At 67.4% G+C, this 25,275-nt stretch carries 24 protein-coding genes and 1 pseudogene; 16 read left to right on the top strand and 9 right to left on the bottom strand.

All coding sequences use genetic code 11. The features are described from left to right. Positions 1-182 (bottom strand): hypothetical protein (locus ACFWZ2_RS40965; protein ID WP_384554816.1); only part of this gene is annotated, 182 nt, incomplete at its 3' end. Positions 183-463: 281 nt separating this feature from the next. Between ACFWZ2_RS40965 and ACFWZ2_RS40970 the strand changes: the two genes are divergently transcribed. Together ACFWZ2_RS40970 and ACFWZ2_RS40975 are read left to right on the top strand one after the other, a co-directional pair. Beyond that, positions 464-658 carry a hypothetical protein gene (locus ACFWZ2_RS40970; protein WP_384554818.1) on the top strand — a complete coding sequence of 65 codons (195 nt, stop codon included), beginning with the start codon at positions 464-466 and terminating at the stop codon, positions 656-658. A 93-nt stretch (positions 659-751) separates the two neighbouring features. Next, the gene (locus ACFWZ2_RS40975) at positions 752-1,165 is read left to right on the top strand and encodes a transposase (RefSeq protein WP_384554820.1); all 414 of its coding nucleotides are present in this window, start codon (positions 752-754) and stop codon (positions 1,163-1,165) included. 106 nt (positions 1,166-1,271) lie between these two features. Here ACFWZ2_RS40975 and ACFWZ2_RS40980 read toward each other — a convergent pair whose 3' ends face one another. Together ACFWZ2_RS40980 and ACFWZ2_RS40985 are read right to left on the bottom strand one after the other, a co-directional pair. Next, the gene (locus ACFWZ2_RS40980; protein ID WP_384554822.1) at positions 1,272-3,578 is read right to left on the bottom strand and encodes an ABC transporter permease; all 2,307 of its coding nucleotides are present in this window, start codon (positions 3,576-3,578) and stop codon (positions 1,272-1,274) included. Next, complete coding sequence (locus ACFWZ2_RS40985; RefSeq protein ID WP_384554824.1) at positions 3,575-4,285, bottom strand: ABC transporter ATP-binding protein; 711 nt, start codon at positions 4,283-4,285, stop codon at positions 3,575-3,577. Before ACFWZ2_RS40985 ends, ACFWZ2_RS40980 begins: the two co-directional genes overlap by 4 nt. 153 nt (positions 4,286-4,438) lie before the next feature. Between ACFWZ2_RS40985 and ACFWZ2_RS40990 the strand changes: the two genes are divergently transcribed. From ACFWZ2_RS40990 to ACFWZ2_RS41000, 3 genes are all read left to right on the top strand, one after another. Beyond that, complete coding sequence (locus ACFWZ2_RS40990) at positions 4,439-5,266, top strand: sensor histidine kinase (RefSeq protein ID WP_384554826.1); 828 nt, start codon at positions 4,439-4,441, stop codon at positions 5,264-5,266. After that, the gene (locus ACFWZ2_RS40995; protein WP_384554828.1) at positions 5,263-6,111 is read left to right on the top strand and encodes a response regulator; all 849 of its coding nucleotides are present in this window, start codon (positions 5,263-5,265) and stop codon (positions 6,109-6,111) included. The genes ACFWZ2_RS40990 and ACFWZ2_RS40995 overlap by 4 nt, the downstream gene beginning before the upstream one ends. Before the next feature lie 1,528 nt (positions 6,112-7,639). After that, positions 7,640-8,089, top strand: coding sequence for a ubiquitin-conjugating enzyme E2 (locus ACFWZ2_RS41000; RefSeq protein WP_384554830.1), 450 nt, complete (start codon positions 7,640-7,642; stop codon positions 8,087-8,089). A gap of 6 nt (positions 8,090-8,095) precedes the next feature. Here the strand turns inward: ACFWZ2_RS41000 and ACFWZ2_RS41005 are convergent, their stop codons facing one another. Then, positions 8,096-8,977 carry an IS5 family transposase gene (locus ACFWZ2_RS41005; RefSeq protein ID WP_384554857.1) on the bottom strand — a complete coding sequence of 294 codons (882 nt, stop codon included), beginning with the start codon at positions 8,975-8,977 and terminating at the stop codon, positions 8,096-8,098. 138 nt (positions 8,978-9,115) lie between these two features. Here ACFWZ2_RS41005 and ACFWZ2_RS41010 point away from each other — a divergent pair, with 138 nt between their 5' ends. Together ACFWZ2_RS41010 and ACFWZ2_RS41015 are read left to right on the top strand one after the other, a co-directional pair. Continuing rightward, entirely contained in the window at positions 9,116-9,493 is a 378-nt protein-coding gene (locus ACFWZ2_RS41010; RefSeq protein ID WP_384554859.1) for a nuclear transport factor 2 family protein, read from the top strand. A 900-nt stretch (positions 9,494-10,393) separates the two neighbouring features. Further along, positions 10,394-11,695, top strand: coding sequence for an MFS transporter (locus tag ACFWZ2_RS41015; protein WP_384554832.1), 1,302 nt, complete (start codon positions 10,394-10,396; stop codon positions 11,693-11,695). Between the two features lie 287 nt (positions 11,696-11,982). On the opposite strand, the gene ACFWZ2_RS41020 is transcribed toward ACFWZ2_RS41015, so the two are convergent. Then, positions 11,983-13,914, bottom strand: a complete 1,932-nt coding sequence (locus ACFWZ2_RS41020; protein WP_384554833.1) for a hypothetical protein — start codon at positions 13,912-13,914, stop codon at positions 11,983-11,985. Between the two features lie 427 nt (positions 13,915-14,341). Between ACFWZ2_RS41020 and ACFWZ2_RS41025 the strand changes: the two genes are divergently transcribed. From ACFWZ2_RS41025 to ACFWZ2_RS41040, 4 genes are all read left to right on the top strand, one after another. After that, positions 14,342-14,569 carry a hypothetical protein gene (locus ACFWZ2_RS41025; RefSeq protein WP_384554835.1) on the top strand — a complete coding sequence of 76 codons (228 nt, stop codon included), beginning with the start codon at positions 14,342-14,344 and terminating at the stop codon, positions 14,567-14,569. 275 nt (positions 14,570-14,844) lie between these two features. Further along, the gene (locus ACFWZ2_RS41030; RefSeq protein WP_384554837.1) at positions 14,845-15,186 is read left to right on the top strand and encodes an ArsR/SmtB family transcription factor; all 342 of its coding nucleotides are present in this window, start codon (positions 14,845-14,847) and stop codon (positions 15,184-15,186) included. 3 nt (positions 15,187-15,189) lie between these two features. Then, positions 15,190-15,696 (top strand): SRPBCC family protein, encoded by a 507-nt coding sequence (locus tag ACFWZ2_RS41035; protein ID WP_384554839.1) that lies wholly within the window; start codon positions 15,190-15,192, stop codon positions 15,694-15,696. After that, the gene (locus ACFWZ2_RS41040) at positions 15,696-16,316 is read left to right on the top strand and encodes a dihydrofolate reductase family protein (protein ID WP_384554841.1); all 621 of its coding nucleotides are present in this window, start codon (positions 15,696-15,698) and stop codon (positions 16,314-16,316) included. Before ACFWZ2_RS41035 ends, ACFWZ2_RS41040 begins: the two co-directional genes overlap by 1 nt. Positions 16,317-16,546: 230 nt before the next feature. Here ACFWZ2_RS41040 and ACFWZ2_RS41045 read toward each other — a convergent pair. Together ACFWZ2_RS41045 and ACFWZ2_RS41050 are read right to left on the bottom strand one after the other, a co-directional pair. Further along, positions 16,547-16,726, bottom strand: a pseudogene (locus ACFWZ2_RS41045) (hypothetical protein); the annotation flags it as partial. Positions 16,727-16,746: 20 nt separating this feature from the next. After that, a complete protein-coding gene (locus ACFWZ2_RS41050) occupies positions 16,747-17,112 on the bottom strand; it encodes a hypothetical protein (protein ID WP_384554842.1) in 366 nt (121 codons plus the stop codon). A 224-nt stretch (positions 17,113-17,336) separates the two neighbouring features. On the opposite strand from ACFWZ2_RS41050, the gene ACFWZ2_RS41055 reads away from it, so the two are divergent. The 3 genes from ACFWZ2_RS41055 to ACFWZ2_RS41065 all read left to right on the top strand — a co-directional run bounded on the left by ACFWZ2_RS41055 (position 17,337) and on the right by ACFWZ2_RS41065 (position 22,207). Continuing rightward, positions 17,337-17,630, top strand: a complete 294-nt coding sequence (locus tag ACFWZ2_RS41055) for a hypothetical protein (protein ID WP_384554844.1) — start codon at positions 17,337-17,339, stop codon at positions 17,628-17,630. A gap of 236 nt (positions 17,631-17,866) precedes the next feature. Further along, on the top strand, positions 17,867-18,229 hold the full coding sequence (locus ACFWZ2_RS41060; RefSeq protein WP_384554845.1) for a hypothetical protein: 363 nt from the start codon (positions 17,867-17,869) through the stop codon (positions 18,227-18,229). Positions 18,230-19,012: 783 nt separating this feature from the next. Further along, a complete protein-coding gene (locus ACFWZ2_RS41065; RefSeq protein WP_384554847.1) occupies positions 19,013-22,207 on the top strand; it encodes a glycoside hydrolase family 2 TIM barrel-domain containing protein in 3,195 nt (1,064 codons plus the stop codon). Between the two features lie 85 nt (positions 22,208-22,292). Here the strand turns inward: ACFWZ2_RS41065 and ACFWZ2_RS41070 are convergent, their stop codons facing one another. Beyond that, the gene (locus ACFWZ2_RS41070) at positions 22,293-22,700 is read right to left on the bottom strand and encodes a RidA family protein (protein ID WP_384554849.1); all 408 of its coding nucleotides are present in this window, start codon (positions 22,698-22,700) and stop codon (positions 22,293-22,295) included. A 111-nt stretch (positions 22,701-22,811) separates the two neighbouring features. Here ACFWZ2_RS41070 and ACFWZ2_RS41075 point away from each other — a divergent pair, with 111 nt between their 5' ends. Beyond that, positions 22,812-23,462 carry a TetR/AcrR family transcriptional regulator gene (locus ACFWZ2_RS41075; protein ID WP_384554851.1) on the top strand — a complete coding sequence of 217 codons (651 nt, stop codon included), beginning with the start codon at positions 22,812-22,814 and terminating at the stop codon, positions 23,460-23,462. Positions 23,463-23,515: 53 nt separating this feature from the next. Here the strand turns inward: ACFWZ2_RS41075 and ACFWZ2_RS41080 are convergent, their stop codons facing one another. Then, on the bottom strand, positions 23,516-24,457 hold the full coding sequence (locus ACFWZ2_RS41080; protein ID WP_384554853.1) for a hypothetical protein: 942 nt from the start codon (positions 24,455-24,457) through the stop codon (positions 23,516-23,518). Positions 24,458-24,771: 314 nt separating this feature from the next. Between ACFWZ2_RS41080 and ACFWZ2_RS41085 the strand changes: the two genes are divergently transcribed. Continuing rightward, positions 24,772-25,239 carry a hypothetical protein gene (locus ACFWZ2_RS41085; protein ID WP_384554855.1) on the top strand — a complete coding sequence of 156 codons (468 nt, stop codon included), beginning with the start codon at positions 24,772-24,774 and terminating at the stop codon, positions 25,237-25,239. The last annotated feature ends 36 nt before the right edge of the window (positions 25,240-25,275 follow it).

A 25,275-nucleotide genomic window follows, 5' to 3' on the forward strand; every position in this document is an offset into this window, starting at 1 on the left:
GCTGCATCCCTCACACCGAACCCAACGATCCGATGATCGGAAAGACACCCCCTAGTGCTGAGGAGCGCGTACACATACCGGTCTCCCTTGGCCCCGGCGTTACGCGCGTGCTGGATGGCGTCCTCAAGCTCGTCGAGAGTCATATCCTTCTCGGCGCCACTGAACTTGATCCTGGATGGCATGCGCACATCCTGCCGCGCACGACGGAAGCCAGTACGGGGTTTCACGAACCTGGCCAGCAGCCCTTCGCCGCCGCCACGTTCACATGTTCGCCACCGCTGACTGCGACCACCGGGGTGGCCTGGCCCGTCCTCGACCGCTTGATCGGGAACCAACTGGACAATCCGCTCCCGGCAAGACGATCGTCCAAGGCGACAGCGGATAGTGCGGAGGACACCTACGCAGACCGGCCGCTCGACTCCCGCGGGCCACTCCATTGCACCGGCTCGGTTTCTCCCCGCAGGTGCCCGACCGGCGGGTGGCCGAACGCGACGAGCAGGCCGTTGCGGTATGGAAGGAGGCGACCTGGGCGGAGGTGAATGAGCCCGGGCGGCCTGCGGGGGCTACATCTGCTTCGAGGATGAGGCAGGCTTCACCCGCCGTCCGCCCAGGGGGCGTTCCTGGGGCCGGCGTGGCATCACGCCGGTCGTGCCGGTGAGCGGATGCAGATCGGGACGGCTGTCGGTGGCCGGACTGATCGCCATGCGGCCTGGCTCGCGCACCCGGCTGTGCCACCCTGCTCTCCCACCCGGTGGGCAAGGGCCAGCGCCGCAGTATGGGCGAATGCGACTTCATCGCGCTGATCGCCGGTGTCCACCAGCTCGTCAAGGCGCCGATCGTACTGGTGTGGGACCGGCACAACACCCACGTCTCCCGCAGGATGCGGGAGTTGATCGACCGGCGTGCGTGGCTGACCGTGTTCCTGCTGCCCGCCTACTCGCCTCAGCTGAATCCGGTGGAGGGCGCATGGGCGCACGTCATACGCAGCCTGGCCAACCTCGCCGTAGTCGCCCTCGACATTCCAACATCGCCCTGCCATACCGCAGTCAGTAACGAACGGCGAACCAACCGACATGAAACTGAACGTGACGAATCTCGGAGATGCCTCGTCCGAGGGTGTCTGTACTGGGTACTCGGAGCCCCCTCCCAGCAGACGTTGCCGTGAGGGGGCGGTGCCGCACTGCACTGCGGCACCGCCCCCTCGGCTTTCCCTCAACAGGCACGCACAGCAGCGACGGGCGGCCGGGGTGTGCGCCGGGAGTACGGGCGGCCTACTCGTTGTGCAGCACCTTGGCGATCGTCAGCCGCGCCGCCGAGCGGGCCGGGATCAGCGAGCCGAGGACGGCGATCGCGACCCCGGCAAGGACCAGGAGGGCCAACTGCGGGGCGTGCCAGACGGCCTTCATGGACTCCGGGAACGCGACCTGTCCGACGTGGTCCACGAGCAGCCGATGCGCGGCGATCCCGAGGGGTATCCCCAGCAACCCGCCGACCGCGCCCAATCCCGCCACGGACGTCACGGTCATCACGGTGACTTGGCGCGGTGTCATGCCGATCGACTTGAGCATGCCCAGGTCGCGGCGGCGTTCCCGGGTGTTCAGCAGAACCGTGTTGAAGACACCCAGAGCCGCGACGATGGTCAGTAGCACGGTGAACGCCGCCGAGACGCTGATGACGGTCGCGGCGGTGGTGTTCGCCGAGGCGCCGGGCATCAGATAGAGGCCCGGGTCGGACGCCTTGACCGCTGTGGCGTACTCCTCGGCGTCGGCGCCGTCGGCGAGTTCGGCCGTGTACAGGATGGCTGGCAGGTCCGGGTCGAGCTCGGCCAGGGTCTGCCAGGTGGATTCCACGGCCTCGGCGTGGCCTTCAATGAGTTCACCGACGACGGTGACGCGTGCCTGCCTGCCGTTCAGATGCAAGGTGATCCGGTCGCCGACTGCGAGCCCATGCTGGTTCAGGAAGGCCGGCGCGGCCGCGGCCTCGCCCGGTCCGTGCGGCCAGTGCCCCTTGACGACCTCGGAGTCGTACATCTGAGTGTCCCCGCGGTGGAAGTTCGCGACGGCGGGCTGCGAGTACCCGGCCAGGCGCACCATGGTGAGGGCGCGGGCAGTCACCAGGTCCGCTCCGGGAAGGGACCGCAGCCGTGCCTCGATCTGGCGGTCGCTCAGTTTCGGGGCCTTCTGGCCGAGCCCGGGCCTGCCCGCCTCCACGTTCACCCAGGCGGAGCCGTTGTTCTGGCCGTGTTTCCCGAACGCGACCATGGTGCTGGTCAGACCGGTCGTCAAAGTCACGGTCGTGACGCCGAGGACGATGGCCGCCATCGTCATAAGGGTGCGGCCGGGTCGGGCGAAGGGCTGGCCCAGGCCCAGGCTCACAGCACGCGGCAGCCGGGTGCCGCCGAGCCCCCGCTGGATCCGCAGCCCGCGCCCGATCCGTGGCGCGTTGCCCGCGCTGATCGCCCGGGCCGCGGAGAGCCGGTGCGCGCGGAGCGCGGGGACCAGCGCGGCGAGGACGACGAGGGCGGGCGTGCCCAGCAGGCAGACGGCGTACACCCAGGTGCTGACGCCGATGGTGGCGCTGCCGGTCTCGATTCCGCTGAACGCGTCCCGCAGGATGGGCTGCGACAGCACGTCACCAATCAGGGTGCCGACGACACTGCCGGCCACCGCGGGTACGGAGACCATCGTGAGGTAGACCGCGACCACCTGGTTCGGCGTGAAGCCCAGCGCCTTGAGCACCCCGATGTGCCGGTACCCGGAGACGACCACCCCGCTGACCACGTTCGCGACGATCAGGGTGGAGACCAGGAGGCCGAGGATGCCGAAGGCGGTCAGGAACGGGAGGTAGGTGTCGGCCCCCGCGGAGAAGGCTCGCTTGAGCGACAGGTAGGACTGCGTGGTGGTCAGCGAGCCCTTGGGAAGCCCCGCGGTGGCCTTCGACAGGCCGTCGCGGATCTCCCCGTCGGTGGAGGACTGGGCGAAGCGGTAGAGCATCTGGACGGACGACGGATGCAGCGCGGCCATCTGCTCAGGTGCGACCCAGGCGTCGGCGGACTTGCTCATGCTGCTGGCGTAGCCGACGACCGTGAGTGCCGGGGCACCGCGCACGGTGAACTTCGTCCCCGGTTCGATCGGGCCGGGTGAGTCTCGGCCGTCCCAATTGACGACGATCTCACCGGGCTTGGTGGCCCAGCGGCCCTCCAGGAGGCGGATGCGGTCCACGGTGCCCGCCGGTTCGGAGCGGCCCACCACCGTCAGGGGGCCGGAGGAGACCCACTTCCACTGCTTGGGTACGTCGGCGGCGGCCTGGAGGTACGGCCCCGCTGCGGCCTGGACACCCGGTCGCCCGGCTGTGCGCGCCAGTTGGGTGTCCGAAACCTTCGATCGGTCGAAGGCCGCCACCACATGGGCGCCGCGCTGTTGGCCGAAGGCCCGCTCGAAGGGCCCCGAGGTGGCGCTCAGCAGTGCAAGGGCGAGCAGGATGGTCGTAGTGGAGCACAGCACGACCAGCCCGATGACGGCCGTCTGGACCTTGCGGCGCTTCACGATCGCGCGCGAGGCCGACCAGACGGCGCTCACGCGGTCGGCTCCAGCGCGCTCTCGCGGGCCACCCGGCCGTCGGCCACTTCGATCAGACGGCTGGCGCAGCGGGTGGCCAGATGCGGGTCATGGGTGACGATCAAAAGGGTCTGGCCGATCTGGTTGAGGTCGATCAGCAGGTCCATCACCTGCTCGCCCGAGCGGCTGTCCAGGGCGCCGGTCGGCTCGTCGGCAAGGAGCAGGGCCGGACGGTTCATCAGCGCCCTGGCCACGGCGACCCGCTGGCGCTCCCCACCGCTCAGCGCGGCCGGATAGGTGTCCTTGCGGTCGGCGACGCCGAGTTCGTCGAGGAGTTCCAGCGCACGACGGCGCGCCTGCCGGGCCGGGGTCCCGGTCAGCTGAGCGGCCAGCGCCACGTTGTCAAGCGCCGGGAGGTCGTCAATGAGGTTGAAGAACTGGAAGATCATGCCGATGTGCCGCCGCCGGAACAGGGCAAGGTCGGTCTCGTTCAGCTTGCCGAGGTCCTGGCCGTGGACCTCGACGGTGCCGGATGTCGGCCGGTCCAGGCCCGCGACCATGTTGAGCAGAGTGGACTTGCCGCAGCCGGAGGGCCCCATCACCGCGACCGCGTCCCCCGCGCGGATCTCCAGGGACATGCCGTCCAGGGCCTTGGCGTCGCCGTATTCCTTGTGTATGCCGTCAAGGCGCACGACGACTTGTTGCGAACTCTCGAGATCATTGGTCATGGCACGAACCTAAGAATCGGGGGGACGGGGCGGCGTCCCTCCCCGGATGTAACCGTACGGGTCCGTCATCCCGGGGATGTACAGGACTGGACCCTGGGAATGATGCGGATCACCGTGCTGAGCTGCGAGTATGACGGAGTGTGGAGTTCAGGGGTGGGATGGCTGGTCATCGCGTTGGCGGCGGCGTGCACTGGCGCGGGCTGGCTGGGCGTGGCCCTCGTCCGGCTGCGGCGGCGCCACCGATCTGCCATCGAGGAGCGCGGCTGGCTGCTTGAGCGGGAGCGGGAGAGCGCGGCACGGACCGCTGTCGACGACGAGCGAGCCCGGATCGCGGCGGACCTCCACGACATCGTCAGCCACAACGTGAGCCTCATGGTCGTCCAGGCCGGTGCCGCCCGCGAGGTCCTTGCCACCATGCCGGACGAGGCCGCGGCCGCGATGAACGCGGTCGAGAGCGCCGGACGGAACACGATGACCGAGCTACGGCACCTGCTCGGCCTGCTCGCCCCCGCACAGAACGGCGACGACGAGCCCTACGGCACAGCTCTGTCGCCACAACCGAGCCTGAGCAGGCTCAGTCCGCTGATCGACCGGTTCGCCTTCGCGGGCCTGCCCGTTGACGTACGCATCTCAGGGGAGCCACGCCCGCTGCCGGGCGGAATCGATGTCACCGCCTACCGGATCATCCAGGAGGCGCTGACCAACGCCCTCAAACACGGGAACACGACGAAGGCCGAGGTGACGGTGCGGTACGCGGATCACTGCCTGCGGGTCGAGGTACTGAACAGCGGGCCGAGCGTCCTGACGGACGGCGACTCCGCATCAGCGAGCGGCCCGGCCACCGATCAGGCGGACGGGGCCAGACGCGGCTTGCTCGGGCTGCGGGAGCGAGTCGCCGTCTACGGCGGTGACTTGGACGCCCGCCGCCGCCTCGGCGGCGGCTACCGTGTCCGCGCCCGGATCCCCCTGGACCGCCCATGACGTCCACTGAACCCGCCCCTCGCGTCGTCGTCGCCGACGACCAGGAACTCGTCCGCACCGGCTTCCGACTGATCCTGACCGCCCGTGGAATCGACGTTGTGGGCGAGGCCGCCGACGGGGCGGAGGCAGTAGCAGCGGCGCGCGGGCTGCGGCCCGACGTCGTACTGATGGATATCAGGATGCCCGCCATGGACGGTCTGGAGGCAGCCCGCCGCGTACTCGCGCAGGTCCCGGACTGCCGGGTGATCATGCTGACCACCTTCGACCTCGACCACTACGTCTATGCCGCCCTCGCCGCCGGTGCCAGCGGCTTCCTCCTCAAGGACGTCACCCCCGAACACCTCGCCTCCGCCGTACGTCTGGTCAAGACCGGCGACGCACTGCTCGCCCCCTCGATCACCCGCCGCCTGGTGGAGCGTTTTGCCGGAGGCGAACATCAGATCCGCGCCGGGGATGGCCATGGACAACGAAATGGTGCCGGAGGCGAACACCGACGCAGCACCTCCGCCAGCGCCGACGGGCCCGGGACCCCGGCCGTTCACCGTGACCTGGCCGCTCTAACGCAGCGGGAGCGCGAGGTGCTGACGCTCATGGGCCGGGGCCTGTCCAACAGCGAACTGGCGCAGACACTGACGCTCAGTGAGGCGACGGTGAAGACCCATGTGGCCCGGATCTTCTCCAAACTCGCCCTGCGCGACCGAGCCCAAGCCGTCGTCCTCGCCTACGAGACGGGGCTTGTCTCTCCAGGTGACTCCGCTGGAACCCCACCGTGCAGGCCTTCATCGCCTGCGGTTGCTGGGCCGACGAGAGCACAGAGACGTGACCGCAGGCCCTTCACGCCCTGAAAGGCAGGGTCCGGCTCTTTTGGGGTGGGATAGAGACGTTGGTGTTCCTGGGCGATATGGAATCGCCAGTACGTCTCGAGGTGCCTGTTGGCAGCGGTGGCCCGACGTGTGTGAGGACGGCTTCGGCACCCTCAAGGCCCCACCTCGATCCGGTCACATCGAGGCGATCGACGATGAGATGGCGACACGCTCCCTCGATCACGCCGGTGGCGATCGGCCAGCCGGCGGCGAGAGCCTGGCCGTACTGCATCAACGCGGCGTTCATATAGAGGTAGTTGACGCTGCTGTCGGCACCGCGTCGCTGGTCGTCGCTCAACTGGGCCTGAACGGCCTGGGCTTCGATGGCGTCGGCGACGCCAGTGGCGTCACCGGCCAGGAGGGAGCCAGCAGCGACAGCGCGGTGAAGTCCATCGACCCGTCTGTGCGGGAGGACCGGTCCCGTGTGCGGGAGGACCGGTCCCGGAGAATGCGCTCCAACTCCCAGGCTCGGTACACCTCCTTGAGGGCTGCGATCGCTGACTCGCGGCCAAGGCGGTCGCGCTCTTCGAGCAGCTCATCCAACACTGCCTGCGCCGCCTGCCGCGCCCGTCGGTCCCCCGCCGAGCCAGGGTGCGCAGAGCGTCGTACCGTGCCGCGGGCGACTCGTCTGCTGCCAGGACCGTGTTCAGGAGTTCGGCACCCGCGGGCCTCCAGTCAGTGCCCGGCCGACGCGATCGTTGCCGTATGGCGCCACGAGTTAGTTCCTCCGGCCAGCTCCATCGGCCAGCCCGTCACGTCCGGGTGCCCGATACTGGCCGCGAGCCGCCACCAATCCTCGTCGAGGTCGGGGGGCGACCACTGCGATCTGAGTGAGGAACCACCGGGCATGGGCTTCGTCCAGGATTGGCCCCTACGCCAGCAGATGCGCGGCGACAAGGCGATCCGCTTCCTCGCCCCTTTCCGGCCTTTCCAACATAGGGTTGCCCCGTAAGTTCACTCAACGTCCATGGTGTTCGCGCTGTTGTGTGAGCAGGGTGCGTGGTGAGCTTCCTTGTTATCCGCCGCAGAACGTGGTCTTGATCGACCGCACGATGAGGCCTGCCTGGTCGTCAGCTACAGCGAATCTGCGAGCAGCCTCGCTTCTGACCTCTTCAGGGACGGAACCCTGGGTGACGCCCAGGCAGACCCATCCGGCGTTGTCGACAGCCCGCTCCTCATCAGCGACAAGTCTTGGGTCGATGGCTTCGATGTCATGCAGCGGTAGCTCTTGCTGCCCCGCTTCTGGGGGCGGTGGGCCCGCGACGATCTCGGGGGTGTCCAAGCTCGAGGACCCATCGTCAGCTGCGCATGCCGCCAGTGCCGCGGCCGCGATCACTGTGCACAGGGCCGCAGTTCTCACACGCTTCACGTCTCCCCCTCAACGACACCAAAATGCGGGGACATGCCTAGGGCCTGTCCGATGGGTCGCGTGACGCGTCTGGTGGACGTTCGTTGTACTTACCGTTGGCGCTGTGGCAGTTGGCTGCGAGGTTCAGATGGGAGCTGACGGTTGAAGGCTTTGAAGCGAATTACCAGAGAGCTGCGGGACCTGAGCGCCGATCCACCAGATGGGATTTTGGCTGGCTGTGTTGGTCAGGACATGTTCCACTGGCAAGGGCGCATCATCGGGCCGCCGGGGACTCCCTACGAGGGGGGAACCTTCTTCCAGTTTATTAGATTTCCTACCGAATACCCGTCCCTGCCGCCCAAGCTCTTGTTCGAGACACGGATCTACCACGTCAATGTCAATGCCAACGGCGCCGTCGGGCTGCCCCTGCTTCGTGGGGCGTGGGACCCCGCAATGACTGCAGTCAGGGTATTGCTGGAGATCAGGAACTTGCTATCCGAGCCCGACCCGGGGAAGGCCTTTGCTCCGCCGGACGTCGTCGCGCTCTTCCGTTCGGACCGCTCGGCCTACGACGCCGAGGCTCGCGAGTGGACCCGCAAGTACGCGATGTAGGGTTGTTCATGGGTGGATCCATAGCCAGATCGCAGTGACCGTGACCATCCCGTGGAACACGTAGGCCCTCTTGTCGTAGCGTGTTGCGACGGCCCGGAAGCTCTTAAGTCGATTGATCGCCCGCTCCGCCTCATTCCGTCTCCGGTAGACCTCTCGGTCGAAGCCTGTGGGTCGGCCACCTGCGCTGCCACGGCGTTGGCGGTTGGCCCGCTGGTTGGCGGGTTCCGGAATGGTGTGCTTGATCTGTCGGCGGCGCAGGTAGCGGCGGTTTCGGCAGGAGCTGTAGGCACGGTCGGCGCACACGTGGTCCAGCCGAGTGCGCGGATGCCCGCCGCTCGGCCGCGGCACGCGGATCCGGTCGAGGACCTCGATCATTCGTGGCGCATCGCCCCACTGCCCCGGCGTGATCACGAAAGCGAGCGGGCGCAATCCGCCCTCTCTTGCCAGGTGGATCTTGGATGTGAACCCCCCGCGTGAGCGTCCGAGCGCCTCGTCCGGCCGATGCTGAATCGGGCGCCGCCGGCGCCCTGGAACTCGCGGAACACCTCGAAGTGCCCCGGCTGCGTGTTTGTGAGCGCGACAAGTGGTCGAGTCAACGCTCACCACGCTCCAATCAATCCGGCCTTCCGCATCGGCATCTGCCTGGACCGCCCGTAATGTCTTCTCCCACGTGCCGTCCGCCGACCACCTGCGATGCCTGTCGTGAACGGTTTTCCACTCTCCAAACCGCGTTGGCAGATCTCGCCATGGGACGCCGGTACGCAGCCGGAATAGGATGCCGTTAATCACCATGCGGTGACACTTCCAACGCCCTCCCTTCCCCGCGTTCTTCGGAAGATGCGGCATCAGCCGACCCCACTCGCCATCTGTTAAGTCGCCACGCCCCACGTCCTTCTCAACGATCAACCACCCCCACAGTCACCAGGACCCATCGGACACCCCCTAGTGCTGTGACCGGGATGGTCAACCGTGATCGGAGGCACCTCGCGGGACGAGCGCACACGCAACGGCTGGTATTACTGGAGCATGCAGGAAGAGACGGCACGCTCCGCGATCGACACGTTCATCTCCGCGTTTAACGCCTCGGAAGACAGCTATGTGACTGCCCTGCTCTCCCAGGCCCTGACCTCAGACGTGGTCTTCTGGGGGCCGTTGGGCCGCAGCGAAGGAATCGCGGCGGTCGAGCGGTTCGTGCTGGACATCCGGCGCCACCCGGCGGGGACCGGCACGATGGTGCGCTGCTCAGCGGTGGACATGCCTGACGAGTGGGCCCGGTACCAGTGGGTCTTCACCACGCCGGATGGAGGCCCCCGCCTGGCGGGAACGGACGTCGTCCATCTGCGGCGGAGCCTCATCGACCAGGTCATCGTCTTTGCGGGTGAGATCGGGCCGTCCGCCTCCTGAGTCGCCCTTCTGTCGCTGCCCTTCTCGTGAACTTGTCCCTTTCGGCGCTCCGGGGCTGCGGTTCGCGGTCGGTCAGGCTGCGGTCGCGCGGACCGCCACCGACCTGATGCATGCACTCGGACGAGGGGACGGCCCAGCGGCGTGCGCTGTGCTGACCAGACCCGCCGCCACAGCCTTGGCCGCCCGCCAGGCGTGCCCGGCTGCCCTGCAGCCGTCGCCTCCCTGGCACGCCCCCTCACCAGCAACCAGCGTGACTCCATAGCTACGGAAGAGCTGACCGAGCAGCACGTCACCCCCAGGAGAAAAGACCCGCTGATCCCCGTCAACCTGCCCGCGTATCCCTTTGACTTCAGGCAGTTCCTGGTAACTGAGCGGAGCGGCGAGTGGCGAGTCGTCAGCGTGGACTAGCACCGTGGATGAAGTGATCGCCTTGGGGCCGAGGACGATGCGGTACCCGCAACCGGTCCTGCGCGGTCCGGCGCCCAACCTTGGGAGCGCACATGGCTGCGAGTCCGTGGCAGTTCCCACGCTCAGGTTTGATCGTTTTCCAGCCTGCGTGGTGTGACCCATCGGTGAATGTTCCAAGACCGGGACCACTCAAGGCCGGCGTCGCCCCGGATCCAGGCCGTCAGCAGGTGCTGCCTTCCTCTGCTCAGCTCGGACGACTCCCTGGACAAGCCACCCGCCACGAAAGGATCGTCGTTGCGGAGGGCCGGTGCCCGAGGGGACTATGCGTGAAGGTGCCGGGTGGTCATCCCGGCGAAGTGTTGGAGGCGCTGCTTGTGAACACCGCATCGCGGTGCGCCTCGCTGTGCGCGCCAGACGCTGACCACTTCGCTTCGCCCGCCGGCTGACTGTTTCGTTCGCGGTGGGCGCTTTCCCTTATGGGAGACCACCGTAGTGCCTGAAGACTTCTTGACGGGTGATCGCCGTCCTCTGACAGCGGTTCTTTCCGCCAACCTCCTTTCGACCACTGGGAATTGCCTCACGTACATGGGTGTGCCGTGGTTCGTGCTGCAGAGCACGGGCAGTGCCGCCAAGGTGGGGACCGTCGCGTTCTGCACGCTGCTGCCCGTGGTGCTCGCTGCGCTCGTCGGTGGTCCGGTCATCGACCGGATCGGGCGACGGCGGGTGAGCGTCACCTCGGATCTCGCCTGCGGAGCCGCCGTTGCGGCGATCCCGCTGCTGCAGTTCGCCGGCATGCTGCAGTTCTGGATGCTGTGCGGGCTCATGGCGATGACAGGGCTGTTCCGTTCGCCGGGGGAAACGGCCCGCGGCGTGCTGTTGCCCACGCTCGCCGAACGCGCCGGAATGCCGCTGGCCAGGGCTGCCGGGCTGTACGACGGTGCGGCGCGCTGTGCGGCGCTGACGGGATCCGCTCTCGGAGGTGTGCTGATTGCCGTACTCGGTGCCGAGAACGTCCTGTTGGTGGATGCCGCGACCTTCGCTGTAGCCGCACCGCTGTTCGCGTTCGGTGTGCGCGCCCTGCCTGAGGCACAGGCCCAACGGCAGGCCGAGCCAGCATCGTTGAGTGCCTACCGTCATGAACTCGCGGAAGGCTATCGCTTCGTGGCGGCCACGCCGTTGTTGCTGAGCCCGTGCCTGATGACGCTGGTCACCAGAGGGCTCGACCAGGGGTGGAGTGCCGTGCTCCTGCCCGTGCATGCCCGTGAGGAGCTTGATGGTTCCATCGATCTCGGTCTGCTGAACGCGGCATTCGGGATCTGCGCACTCGCGGGGGCGCTGGCCTACGGGGCGGTGGGCAGCCGCTTTCGACGGTGGCCAGTGTTCACGATCGCGTTTCTCGTCGTGGGCCTGCCGCGATTCGTGGTAGCCGCCTTCACCGATACCTTCACGCCACTGGCCGTGACCATGGCGATTGAGGGCCTCGCCTGCGGTGTGCTCAACCCCATCACGGCCACAGTGACGTACGAGACGGTGCCGGAAGCACTGCGCAGCCGCGTGCTGAGTGCGACGACAGCCGCGGTCCAGCTGGTCACTCCGGCGGGCGGACTCGCTGCGGGCTTCCTCGTGGATTCGGCCGGCCCGCCCTCCACGCTGCTGACGGTTGGCGGTGTGTATCTGCTCGCCACGCTGTGCCCGGTGATCTTCCCGGCCTGGAGGCAGATGGACAGGACCGGCACTCCCCACGACAGGGCCGAGGACTCGCCACCGCGTGTTTCAGGATCGAAGCGGGTGTAAAGGCGCGGACCGCTAGTGCCTGGGCTGTCTTCCACCTGCGGACCACCGCCCGGAGCTGCCCGGCCGCCGCGACGATCGACAAGACGGAACGGGCGGCATCGTGCTCACGATGGCGTCCCGTTCTTCTGAAGTGACGGCCAAGCAGCCCAGTTGAGCGTTGGGGTCAAGGCAGGAGCCGACGTGGCGAACGCGGGGCCCTGACGTGGCGGATCGTGAGCATTCTGATCGTGGGCGGCAGTGGCTTCCTGCGCTGCGAGGTGCCGCGCCCTGTCGTGAATGCTCAGCCGTCACTTCTGCCTCGGCACTGTGGACGATCCGGCTGGTCCGCTGTTGCGTAACTGCTCCAAGAGGGGTTTCAGGTGCCTCTTGGCGACTGCGTTGTCCATCTGGAAATTTCCGCTCACCGCAGAGGTGTCCAGGGAAGCCATGTGCGGCTCGCAGTCTTCGGTGAAGTAGACCATGGACTTGAACCAGAACGCCCGGTCGGTGGGAGAAGTGGTGTAGTCCGGCAACTCAGGCAGGAGCGGAGTGTCCCACGAGTCGCCGTAGCGGCCCTTGAGTTCGTACAACACGCCTTCCGCCTCTGCGATGCTCGATGCCTTGAAACGCCGGTACTCGATGGGGTCCGTCACCAGGAGGACGAGTCGCCTGGGATGACTGCGGCGGAGCACCTCGGTGTACTCCCACAGCGTTCCCGGCCCGGGGCCGGTTCCGAGGACGATCAGCGCCGCGTTCTCGATGAGCCTGCCGACCGTGCCCTTCCAGTCATCCAGCGGCAGATACATGCGCGACGCGCCTGCACCACCCGGCACCTGCTCTCCTGGGCTGCCGACTGCCAGCAGCGGCCCGAATTCGGCGAACAGGGCGCTGAGGCGCTCTTCGTGACTGCGGTTCGACTGCGCGATCCACGTGGCGGGGTTGTTGAAGAAGTTCAGGTTCCGGTGACGCGGCGTGAGTGCAGAGGCGCCGGTGTCCTGAGAGAACGGGCGGAGATAGAGGACGTACGACCCTTCGGATATGTCGGTCGGCGAAGTGATGATGTTGGCCAGATACCGATTCCCTGTCATCGCCGGGATGGAAGCGAATCGGATGAGTGCGGCACCGGCGATTCCGGCTATGAGGAAGACAGCGAGGAGGACATACCAGGGCGGCCCGTGGTACCCGGGCCATTCCGGGATGTCGCCCACCGACCTCACTCCCAGGACCGTGAGAATGAGGATCACGGCGCCCCCGAGACGCATCGCCCAGCCAATGATCCGCAGCGCCCAGCCGTGAATCCGACGCCTTCGCGGGAGGGGCGCCCGGCTGACCCCCTGTGCGTCCGGACCGGGTGATCGCCGGGCAGCGCGCCGAGCGGCCACTGCCGTCCAGACGACCGCGCTGCCAAGGCACGCGAGGGCGATGTCGAGAAGCAAGGTCTGAGGCGAGGAACGGTCACGCGAGGAGGATGCCAACCTCGCCAGGTCCCCCAGGGTGAGACGTAGGCCCCCCAAGGCCACAGAGATGCCGATCACCCCCACCACGACGCTTGTGACCTGGAGGAACCCTGCCCGGAACCGTCGGGTCCCGGACAGGGGCTTCGGGGCCAGCGGTGTCGCCAGCCCGGAACGACGCCTGGCGGCATTCCTTGCGATCGTCCCGAGACGGAAGAGCATCATCCCGGCGACCGCGATCGACAGGTAGAAGGCAAGAGCGATGAGGAACGAGGGGCGGTCAGCGTCTGGTTGAATCCAGGTGATCACAGTCGAGATCACATAGAGGGCGGCTACGGCGGCGCCCAGCACTCTGGAAATCCAGCAGACCGCATGCAACGTCCAGCCGGACAGAGCGGCCGCTCGCGATACGGCCTTCCTTGGGCGTTTGGCTGCGTCGAGCACCGCCCATCCTCCGAAGAAGACCGGGAAAGCGCAGAACGCCAGGCCGAGGGAGACCAGCCATACGAAGGTCGTGTGCAAAGCGACCAAGGACATCTGGAATCCCATGATCATGAGGCAGACGCTGAGCCAGATCAGGGCGCCCCCCGCAATCCTCAGCGGCATGCCGCCGGGCGGGAGATTCTTCCTCCTCGGGAGGGGCACGGGGGCGACTCTGCCGGCGAGCCGGAGGGAGGCGTAGTGCGGGTCGGTGCGCGCGCCCAGCCAGAACATGGCCAGGGACAGGGCTGCGAACGCGTGGTCCAGCAGAAAGACTTCGAAGAACGAGGGCTGCCCCGTGTGCACACCGGGTCTTGGCTCAGGTGTGGTCAGGGAGATGACAGGAACTACAAGAAGCGTGGCAAGAGCAAGAACGGCCGCACACGCATAGCAGGTTCTGCTGGTGATCGTGAGTGCACGTCGACGAATGACTCTTCGGTCCTCATGGCTCCGACCCTCGCCTGTGCCGTTCACCATAGGTAGTCCCCCCAACCACGTTGGTGAACTCAAGATAGAGAGCGCCTCGAAGCGTAGGCAATCATTCCTGCAGGAGATGGTCGCGCAGCAGCCTGCACTTCTGGCGCCCAATCCCCGGCACCGGCATGTGGATCTCCCCTGAGCAAGAGCAGTGGGCGGTCGGGCGCTGCCCCTGTGCGGACGCCTTCTCCTTTTGCGCAAGTCCGCGATCGTCTCGTCGCGTGGGACCGCTCCCGGCGTACGGAGCACGGGACGGGTGACCTTGGCGTTCCCCTCGGCCAAGATCTCGTCGGCTCTGTGGACGGTGGCGTGGCTGACGGAGGCCGTTGCCGCGTTGCCGACAGTCGCGGAGGATCTGCTCCACACGGGCGCGGACCTATTGGTGGGCGACGTCGTGGAGGTTCGAGCAGCAGTACACGGCCACCAGCAGGACCCGTTCCGGCTGCGGCAGGCACCACAGACCGCCCCGCCCTCGGGCCAGTGAACGTCTCCCCCACACCCGCTCGCCCCTCAACGCCCCCGGCCATACACAGAAGATGCCCGGTTCACGCCCTGCTCGTCGCCCCTGACCCACTGGCCGCAGCGCAGCCCCACCACGAGATCGCCTGTGTGGACTTGGGCGTTCCGATGAAGAGCTTCACCATCTGCGCGGTGCCGTTCTCGCGCATGTCTTCGTGAATCCCCTACTCGGCGCGTTCGGCAAGACCCCCTTGATTCCCCCGGCTTGACGCATGCCGATATGGGAATACGATGGCTTCCATGGCACGAGCAGCGACGACGTCGGACGTCTTCAACGCAATCGCCGAGCCGCAGCGCCGGGAGATCCTGATGCTGCTGCGGGCGGGTGAGCGGCCGGTGACCGAGTTGGCCCAGGAGTTGGGGATGACCCAGCCGGGGGCGTCCAAACACCTGCGGGTGCTCCGGGAGGTCGGGCTGGTGCGGGACCGCAAGGCAGGCAAGCAGCGCCTGTACGGCCTTGATGCCCACGGGCTGCGACCGGTCCACGAGTGGACCGGCGGGTTCGAGCGGTTCTGGAACGAGAGCTTCGACCGCCTCGACGAGTACGTGCAGGACCTCAAGCAGGCACAACAGGAGGAGTGACGGATGGCAGCGACAGGACGGAAGGCGTCGGCGCAGTCCGTGACGGCCGACCGCGAAATCGTGATCTCGCGGGCCATCAGCGCCCCACGGGAGCTGGTGTTCGAGGCGTTCACCGAGGTGCGGCATCTGTCACGGTGGTGGGGACCGGAGGGGTTCACCACCACGACGCGGGCGTTCGAGTTCCGCGTCGGCGGGGAGTGGGACTTCGTGATGCACGGACCGGACGGGACGGACTACCAGGAGTGGATCACCTGGACCGAGCTCGCCCCGCCGGAACGGATCGCGATGCTCCACGGCGAGACCCGCGACGACCCGAACGCCTTCGAGTCGGTCCTCACGTTCGAGCCCGACGGTGCGGCGACCCGGGTCGAGATGCGCACGGTGTTCCCCACCAAAGAACTGCGCGACGAGGCGGTCGAGAAGTACCACGCGATCGAGGCCGGCCGACAGACCCTGAGCAACCTGGCTACGTACGTCACCGAGATCGTTCGGGAAGGAGCGGAGGGCTGATGGCCGGGAAAGTGTTCTTCAGCGTGTCGATGTCGCTGGACGGGTTCATCGCTCCCGAGAGCCCCGAGGAATTGATGAAGCAGCAGTGGATGGAACTGCAGCAGTGGGTCTTCCCGCAGCGGTTCTTCCGGGAGAACCTGAAGCTCGGCGAGGGCGGCGAAGAGGGGCGCGACAACGACATCGTGCGGGAGACGTTCGAGCGCACCGGCGCGAGCGTGATGGGCAAGCGCATGTTCGACGCCGGCGAGCAGATGTGGCCGGAGGACGCGCCGTTCCACACGCCGGTCTTCGTCGTGACACACGAGAAGCGTGACCCCTGGGAGCGGCCGGGCGGGACCACCTTCCACTTCGTCAACGACGGCATCGAGTCCGCCCTCGACCAGGCCCGCGAGGCCGCCGGCGACCGCGACGTCCGTATCGCGGGCGGCGGCGCGACGATCCTGGAGTACGTGAACGCGGGCCTGGTCGACGAGTTTTCGATCGCGCTGTCACCCGTGCTGTTCGGCGCCGGAATCCGCCTGTTCGAGGGTGTGGACGCAGGCCGCGTGGCCCTGGAGCCGGTCCGCGCGGAGCCCTCCCCGAGGGTGACGCATTTGACCTACACCGTCCGGGGGCGGTAACTGTCCCGAACTCGGCGCTCGTCCGCCGAGTTCAGCTGCCAGCGGACGGCCCGGCCCGCCCTGGCGGCGGCGACGGATGGCGACACCTTCTCACCCCTGGGGGCGGGGCGGGGAGCTGGCCAGGTGTGCCCACATGGTGTCCGAACCGCTGCCCGCAGTGATCCCCGCCCACGACGATCCCCGTCCACAACGAACTTCCCAGCGACGAAGACTGCGACGAAGCAGCTCCCTTCCCGCAGCCGGGGCCAGGCGCCAAGCAGCGCCTCATGACTGATCTCCACATGCTCGACGTCGGCGGTCAGCAGCCGGGCGCTGGTGAACTCCACCACCACGGCCTCGGCGGTCTTCCGGACCTCCGACTGTTCTTGAGTGGTGCTGATCTGGTGTAACTCAGCCTGTTGAAGATCGCTTCCCGCGTTCAAGGAGATCGCTACCCGCTTGGCTGCTGGTCGTTCTGGGCGCGATAGGCGTCGAGGAGGCGGAAGAACTCGCTGAGTGGGGTGGCGCCGTCAGGTGTGGTGCGTGTTATCTCCGCAGCCCAGCCCAGCGAGCTGGACATCCCCTTCTGCTCGTGCAGCCAGTCGGTGAAGGCGTTCTCGGGCCAGAACGGGAAGGGCTCCTCGACGTCGTGCACGCCGAGCGCGACGCGATAGCCCACGAGGATGGACTGTAGGTCGTGCAGTGATTCCTTACGCAGCCACAGGCCGGGGCGGAGACGGATCTGGTGGAGGAAGTCGTACACGTCGGTGCACTGCTGCCAGTGTTTGAAGTCATCGTGGTCGGAGTCGATCGTCATGGCCGAGAGCCTATTTCGTCACAGAGTGTGGCTATGGCGGTGCCGGGCTCGATCCACCTGACCTGATTCCTGATCGCCTCCTGCAGTAGGGGGTGAGACGTCCGTCAACTCGCCGCGCTGCAGGGCGCATTGACGGCCTTTACCTCGGAGTGGGAGGCAGTCATGGCGTCCCTGGTGGAGAAGGTGCGGGCGAGGGCATCGGCGCATCGGCAGCGTGGGCGAGGGTGGAGGATCTGCAGAGCCGGATCGCCGCGCTGGAGGGCGAGCTCGCCGCGGAGGCGCCGGTGACACGGGCGGAGGGCGGGGTACTGGCCGAGGCGGCGGACGAGGACGCGGTCCTCGCCTTGGCCTCGGCGCGGCGACCGCTGCGGGCCAAGGCGGGCTGGGAGGCGGTCGGCTGGGAGATAGAGCACCGGCCGGTGGAAAGAATGCGGGTGAAGCTCGAACGCCTGGTCAAGCAGGGCTGCCCGACCGAGGACCAGGTGGGGGCTGTTCACCATCGCTGGTGGAGGCGATGAACGCGTTCGACATCGCCTTTGACGGCCGTCTCTCGACCGGGCGGGTATGGGCCGACCACCGGTCGACGAGAAACCTCTACAGCAACTGAGTGGTGAACACCGCTGTCCCTGATACTTCCGCCTGTGGGGTTGGCCGGACTGGGCCATGGGCGCTCAACTCCTCTACGCCAAGGTCACCTCCGGCGGCGCATGGGCTGACGTCAGCAGGTCGCCTCAAGTGTCTACGGAGTGAAGATGTGATCGCAGTCGGTCGTTCTTTCCTGCTGGTTGCCGCGGGCTTGATGGCAACCATGGCCATCCTTGAATCGTCCGGGGATTCCAGCTGGGCCCCTACGGCTCTCTCTGCGGCTGCTGCCGTCGCCTTTGCTGTAACTTCTGCTCTCCCCCACAAGATTCTGGTCGGCACGGCGCCAACCCCACGAAGAGGACGCAGAGAGCGCATCGGCCTCGCGGTGGCTTTGGCGGGTGGGTTGATGCTGCTCCTCGCGGGCGCGCTCCTTGGCGATGCACGGAACGCTCTGTTGGTCGCAGCGTTGATCCTCGCAGGGGCAGCCGTGTTCATGTTGAACCGCGGGCGAAACGACGGCTCGAAGGGCTGACGTGCTGCGAAGCCGACGACTGTGGTGTTGGGGCATTTCGTCTGGCGGTACTGGCCCCACGTCACTGCGTCGCAGCCGGAATAGCATCCCGTATCGGGTTCGCAGTCGGCGACCAGGAATCGACCGGTCTCTACCACCTGCCCACCCGCTGTGGACCCGCGCACCGGGCCCTTCCCCCATCCGATCCCTCAGGGGAGGTAGCGCCGCACGATGCGGCGAGGGCCTGCGAGACGACTCTCGCAGGCGCTCATTGGAGAGTGAGGAGGGTGCTGCTGTGCAATGGAATTGGAACTGGTCCAGCCTGCGTCGCCGTCGGCACGGAGCGTTCCTCATGGGCGGGTTCGGCTGCCTGGTGACAGGACTGCCGAAGCTGTTCGGCTCGGGGATCGGCTGGGATGTTCCGTTGTCCGCGCGGGTTGGCGGTATCGGCGGAGGAGCTATCAGCTTCCTGTTCCCGTCAGTCCTGTTCCACCGCCGAGTACAACGCCCCCTGCATCCACCTCCGCCTCACTCTCCGCCCCCTCCTCCCCCGTCTGAATGACCGTTCTCGGTGTACATATGAGCTGTCCGTCGCCAGGGCGCGCTTCAGACGCCCGCTGCGGTAGGCGCGAGGGCGGTTCCCAGAAGACGGGCGACTGGCGGCCAGGGCCAGCCGGCTCCGGCTGCGCCCGCCATGGGGCGACAGAGATTCGGTACAACTACCTGGCCGCGCGTGACCCTTGCTTTCTGAGTGGTCGCGTCGGATGCTGATGATTCTTGTTGCCTTACGTTCGGAGTTGCCGTATGAGCACCTACCGACCGAGCCGCCGGTCCTTCCTCGCCACCGGGACCGCACTGGCAGGCTGGGCCGCTTTCGCCGCGCAGAAGCAGGCCTTCGCCTCGTCAGCGGCCGAGGGCGCCGACGGGGCGGCGGGTTCCAAGAGCCCCGAGTGGAACGCCGACCCCCGCGTCTTCCAGGTCAACAGGGAGCCCGCCCGTGCCCGGCTCGTGCCGTATGCCTCCGCCTCCGAGGCCCTGCGCGGCGATCTCACGAGGTCGCCCTACTACCGCTCCCTGAACGGGCGTTGGGCCTTCCACTGGGCCCGGAATCCGGAACAGCGCCCGGTCGGCTTCGAGGCCGACGAGTACGACGACACCCGATGGGACCGGATCACCGTGCCCTCCAACTGGGAGATCGAGGGGTATCCGGAGCCGATCTACCTCAACATCAGATATCCGTGGGAGGGGTACGAGACGCCCGACTTCCCCGACGTCCCCAAGGACTTCAATCCGGTCGGCTCCTACCGCCGGACCTTCACCGTGCCGCGCGGGTGGAAGGGGCGGCGCACGCTGATCTCCTTCCAGGGCGTGAAGTCCGCGTTCTTCGTCTGGGTCAACGGCAAGAAGGTCGGCTACAGCGAGGACAGTTACACCCCGGCCGAGTTCGACATCACCACGTATCTGCGGCCGGGCGACAACTCCCTTGCCGTTGAGGTCTATCGGTGGTCCGACGGCAGCTGGCTGGAGGATCAGGACATGATCGACCTGTCCGGGATCTTCCGGGACGTGTACGTGTACTCCGTCCCCGAGGTGCATGTGCACGACCTCGCCGTACGGACCGATCTCGACGGAGCGTACCGGGACGCGGTTCTGTCCGTGACGACGGTCGTACGCAATCGGAGCGGCGCGGCCGGAGCGGGGCGCTACCGGATCGAGGCCGTGCTGCACGACGCCGCGGGCAGGCCTGTGCCCGGTGCCAAGCTGACCGGCGAGCCCGTCTTCGACCAGCCGCTCACCCTCAAGGCCGACGTCGAGGCGCCCGCACTCTGGTCCGCCGAGCAGCCCCACCTCTACACGCTCGTGCTCACCCTCATCGACGGCTCGGGCCGCACGGCCGACGTCCAGCGCACCCGTGTGGGGTTCCGCCAGGTCGACTTCGGCCCCGGCACCTGGACGGTCAACGGCAAGCACGTCATGTTCCGCGGCACCAACCGCCACGAGTCCCACCCCGACCACGGCCAGGCCGTCCCGGAGTCGGTGATGCTCCAGGACGTGCTCCTGATGAAGCGGCACAACATCAACGCCGTACGCACCTCGCACTACCCCAACCACCCGCGCTGGCTGGAGCTCTGCGACGAGTACGGCCTGTACGTCATCGACGAGACGAACCTGGAGACGCACGGCGTGCGCGACCGGCTGCCCGGCTCGCTGCCCGAGTGGACCGACGCCTGTGTGGACCGGCTCCGCTCGATGGTCGAGCGGGACAAGAACCACGCGTGCGTGATCGCCTGGTCGCTCGGCAACGAAGCGGGCCAGGGCGACAACTTCAAGGTGATGGCGGACTGGGTGCGCGCCCGTGACGACTCGCGGCCCGTGCACTACGAAGGCATGAACTCCGTCGCCGACGTACACAGCGAGATGTACACCAAGCCCGCCGACGTGGAGAAGTACGGCAAGTCCGGTGACCTCAAGCCGTTCATGCTGTGCGAGTACACCCACGCCATGGGCAACAGCAACGGCAACCTGCCCGAGTACTGGGAGATCTTCGAGAAGTACCCGAACCTGCACGGCGGCTTCGTCTGGGACTGGGTCGACCAGAACATCCGGCGGCCGATCCCCGGCGACCGCCGACACACCTATCTGTCGTACGGCGGCGACTGGAAGCCCGGCTACCCGACCGACGGCAACTTCAGCTGCAACGGCCTCGTCGCCTCCACTCGTGCGCCACACCCCGGCCTCCTTGAGATCAAGAAGGTCTACCAGCCGGTGTCCTTCGCCGCGGGCGATCTCGGCGTCGGCTCCGTGCGGGTCACCAACAAGCACCTCTTCAGCTCCCTGGACGCGTACGAACTGCACTGGACCGTCACGCGCGACGGCGAGGAGATCCAGCACGGGACGCTGGCCGCGCCGGACGTGGTACCAGGTGCCTCGGGGAACGTACGCGTCCCGTACCAGAAGCCCGGACGCCTGACCCCTGGCGCCGAGTACTGGCTGAACGTTGATCTCGTGCTGCGGAAGAAGACCGGCTGGGCCGAGGCCGGGCACACCGTCGCCGCCGAGCAGCTCGGCCTGGACTGGCACGCCGCGGCGCCCGCCGAGCCCGGCCCCGGCTCGCTGCCCGCCCTCGAACTCACCGAGAACGAGCGGCAGGTGAGGATCTCGGGGCGGAACGTGGAGGTCGTGCTCTCCAAGTCGTCCGGCACCCTGGAGACATACCGGATCAAGGGCACGACGCTGCTCGCGGGCGGCCCCGTGCCCAACTTCTGGCGCGCGCCCACCGACAACGACATCGGCCGCAAGTACCAGGAGCAGGCGGCCACTTGGAAGGAGGCGGGCGCCAAGGCGCAGGTCACCGGTGTGAAGGTCGCGCAGCCGTCGGCCGGCGAGGTCACCGTCGAGGTCTCCACCACGCTGCCCACCGCGCCGCGCTCCTCGACCTGGCACACGGTCTTCACGGTGCGCGGCGACGGCGAGGTGCGCGTGCGGCACACCCTTGAGGCGGCGGCAGGGCTGCCGGACATCCCGCTGGTGGGCGTGCTGGTCACCGTCCCTGCCGGGTTCGAGCGCCTCGACTGGTACGGGAGGGGGCCGCACGAGAACTACCAGGACCGCAAGTCGTCCGCCTTCGTGGGGCGTTACCGCTCGACCGTGGACGAGCAGCTGGCCCCGTACGTACGGCCGCAGCAGACCGGCAACATGACCGACGTGCGGCACCTCACGCTCACCGACCGGTCAGGCTCCGGAATCACGGTACTGGCCGATCCCGCGGACGGCGAACCCTTCCTGGAGCTCAGCGCCCTGCATCACACACCGTCCGACCTGGACGGGCCACGGCATCCGTACGAGGTGAAGCGGCGCGAGGAGACCGTGCTCGGGATCAACCACCGGCAGATGGGCGTCGGAGGCAACGACTCATGGGGGGCGCCGCCGCTGGAGCCGTATCTGCTGCATGCGGGGCGGACGTACACATACGCCTACCGGCTGCGGGCCGCGCATTAGGGCCTGCTTCTCCGATCACGATCGGAGAAGCAGGCAGCCGCACTGGCCTTCGGCGGCCCCCTTGGGAAGGGCTGGGCTCGGGTGGTTATTCGATGACCGCAGTGGCTTCGACTTCGACCAGGAGGTCCGGTTCCCCCAGTGCCGCAACGCCCAGCAGGGTGATCGGCTTGACCGGATCGATGCCGAGTTTCGCTGCCGCCCGGCCCACGCCCTCACCCAGCAGCGGCATCTTCTCGGGACTCCAGTCGACGACATAGACGGTCAGCTTCGCCACGTCATCGAAGGAGCCGCCGATCCCGGCCAGAGCGGTGGCGACATTGAGATAGCACTGCTCGACCTGAGCGGCGAAGTCCCCCTCCCCCACGGGCCGGCCCTCGGCATCGCGGGCAACCTGCCCCGCGAGGAACACCAGCTTCGATCCGGTGGCGACCGACAGTTGCCGGTAGACATCGGGCTTCGGCAACCCCTCGGGATTGACCAGCATGACGGACATGAACGGCCTCTTCCTCTTGGCGTAAGGCAGATTGGCGTCAGGCGCATTGGCTTCAGGCGCAGCGAGATCGGCACCCCATGAAAGCATAGCGATGCTATGTATTGTGGGGTCATGGCGAGGACGAAAGATCCAGCGGTCCGCTCCCTGCTGCTCGACCGGGCCGCACAGATGCTGCGGACGAGGCAACCGGTGACACTCCGCACCCTGGTTGCCGGAACCGGCGTGTCAACGATGGCCGTTTACACCTACTTCGGCGGCATGGACGGCCTGTGGAAGGCACTGCGCCAGGAAGGCTTCACACGCCTTGCCGCCCGACTCGCGGTCGTCAAGACGTCCGCGGACCCGGTACGAGACCTCGCCGCACTGGGGGCCGCCTACCTGGCCAATGCCATGGAGAACCCCGATCTCTACCGCGTCATGTTCGACGCGGGCTTCGACCTCGAAGACACCGGTGCCGCGGATGAAACCCTGCACCGACTCGTCCGTGCCATCGACCAGGCCAAGGCGGACGGCCGCTTCCGCAACGAGGTCGACCCGCTGGAACTGGCGACACAGAGCTGGGCCATCGGCCACGGACTCGCCTCACTGGTCGCCACAGGCCCCCTGCCGGACCAGGCACTTGCTCACGGCGTACCCATGCTGACCGCACTGTTCACCAGCGCAGGAGACGAACCCGACCTATGTCGTCGATCGGTTGAGCACGGCTGGGGCCGGGTGGCCCCGGCCCGGTCCGGCTCTCGTGATCGGAGAGACAGGCCCTAGCGCATCAGGCCTGCTCGTGCGGGTCGCTGCCAGGGGCTGGAGGTCTTGGCCGGTCAACTGCGTCGGTATCTGGCTGCCATCGCGTGGAATGCCTTCTTCGGTTCCCAGCGCCTCTCGTCGAGCATCCGGACGACGCCGTAGGAGCCGAGGTCCTGCTCCCCGGGCCTGCTGTAACCGGCGAAGGTGAACCAGAGCGCGGTGTCCACGCCTTCCTCCTCGAAGATGTCCAGCAGTTCGGCGAAGTAGCGCGCCTGCTCGTCCTCGTCCGGGACCGCGTCGTCGGGCACCTGCCAGGCCATGCCGCCACGTTCTCCCGCGCCCTGGTACGCGCAGGTTCCGTACTCGGTCACCGCGACGGGCTTGCCGTGGGCGAGGTGCCCACGCAGTTCGTCCCGGAAGGTCTCGGCGTTGTAGGCGGCCCGGTAGGCATCGATGCCGACGAGGTCGAACACACTCCAGTCGACGAACTCCCAGGGGGCCGAGGCGTAGGTGACCTGCCCGCCGAAGTGCGTACGGACGGTCGCGGCGATCTGGGAGAGGAAGTCGTTGAGGCGTTCTTGCACCGGTCCGAGGGAGGACCACCACTCCATGTCGGCGGAAGCCATGGTCCGCATGCGGTCGCCGTAGGTGTCGCCCGGGAGGAAGCCGCCGCAGAAAGCGCTGATCTCGCAGCCGGCGACAAACACCACATCGGTGCCGGCCGCCCGTACGGCTTCGGCCCGAGCGGCGCAGTCGGCGAAGAACGGGAGCAACTGGTCGTGGGGAAGGTCCACGGGGAAGGGGGCGAACCAGACCTCGAGGCCCGCGTCCGCAGCGTGTCGGGCAGCGATGCTCAACCGTTCAGGCTCTCGTCCGGAGATACGAACGGCGTCGCAGTGGAGGTCCCCGGAGATCACTGCCATGTCGTGCCGGACCGTCTCAGGGGTGAAGCTCTTGCGGGAGAGTTCTTCCCCTGGGAGGAACCCTGTGTCGTAGTTGATGCCCCGTGCGCGCACGTCCGTGCCCCTTCATGTGACCGTTGCCGTGTTCGGGCAAGTCAAAGCCGCGCTCGGGGTTCTTGGCCAGAGGGCGCAACGCCAAGGCAACCACCTGGCACCGACCAGGCGATGCGGCCATCCCCGTCGGCATCGATCTGGAGGGCACGCCTTGACCGCCCCGTCGTGGAGCGGCTGTTGAGCGCCGCACAGGGCCCGTCCCCTGCGCAGCTGCGCGATCGCGGATTTCGGGCAGAGCCGAAACTCCTTGGATCCACCACCCGCGGAACGCAGCATGAAATGGCAACAGGAGCACACGAAACGGGGGTATACGGATGTCATTGAGGAAGATCACGGCCCGCACCGTCGCGGTCACGTTGCTTGCGACCGGTGGTATCGCGGCCGGTACCGGGACCGCGCTGGCCGACGAGGCGAGTGCCTCGGGCGCCTCGGGTGCCGCAGGCCTCGCGGCCGTGGAGACCAACGGAGTGTCCACCGGTGACCTTCAGGTACGTGACGGCTGCGAACTCATCGTCATCTGCGGCACCGTCTACAACAGGACCGACCGTACGATCACCGTGACCATGGACTGGGCCGATCCCAGCGGGCACGCACGGCGCCTGGGGGCCGGAAAGAACACCGAGGGCTGGGGCGACGTGGACGGAATCTACGTACCGACCAACCGCAAGATGAAGGTGTTCATCCAGTCCACCTTCGACAACCGCTGGGTGACCTGGAAGCACGGCTGGCACAAGATCCGCTCGGATGAAGTCGCGTCCGTCCACAAGGTCTACAAGCCCTGACCGTTGGAGCGGCGCCCTGCCAGGCCGAGGCCTGGC

Source organism: Streptomyces sp. NPDC059002, from assembly GCF_042740435.1.
Lineage (GTDB): Bacteria > Actinomycetota > Actinomycetes > Streptomycetales > Streptomycetaceae > Streptomyces.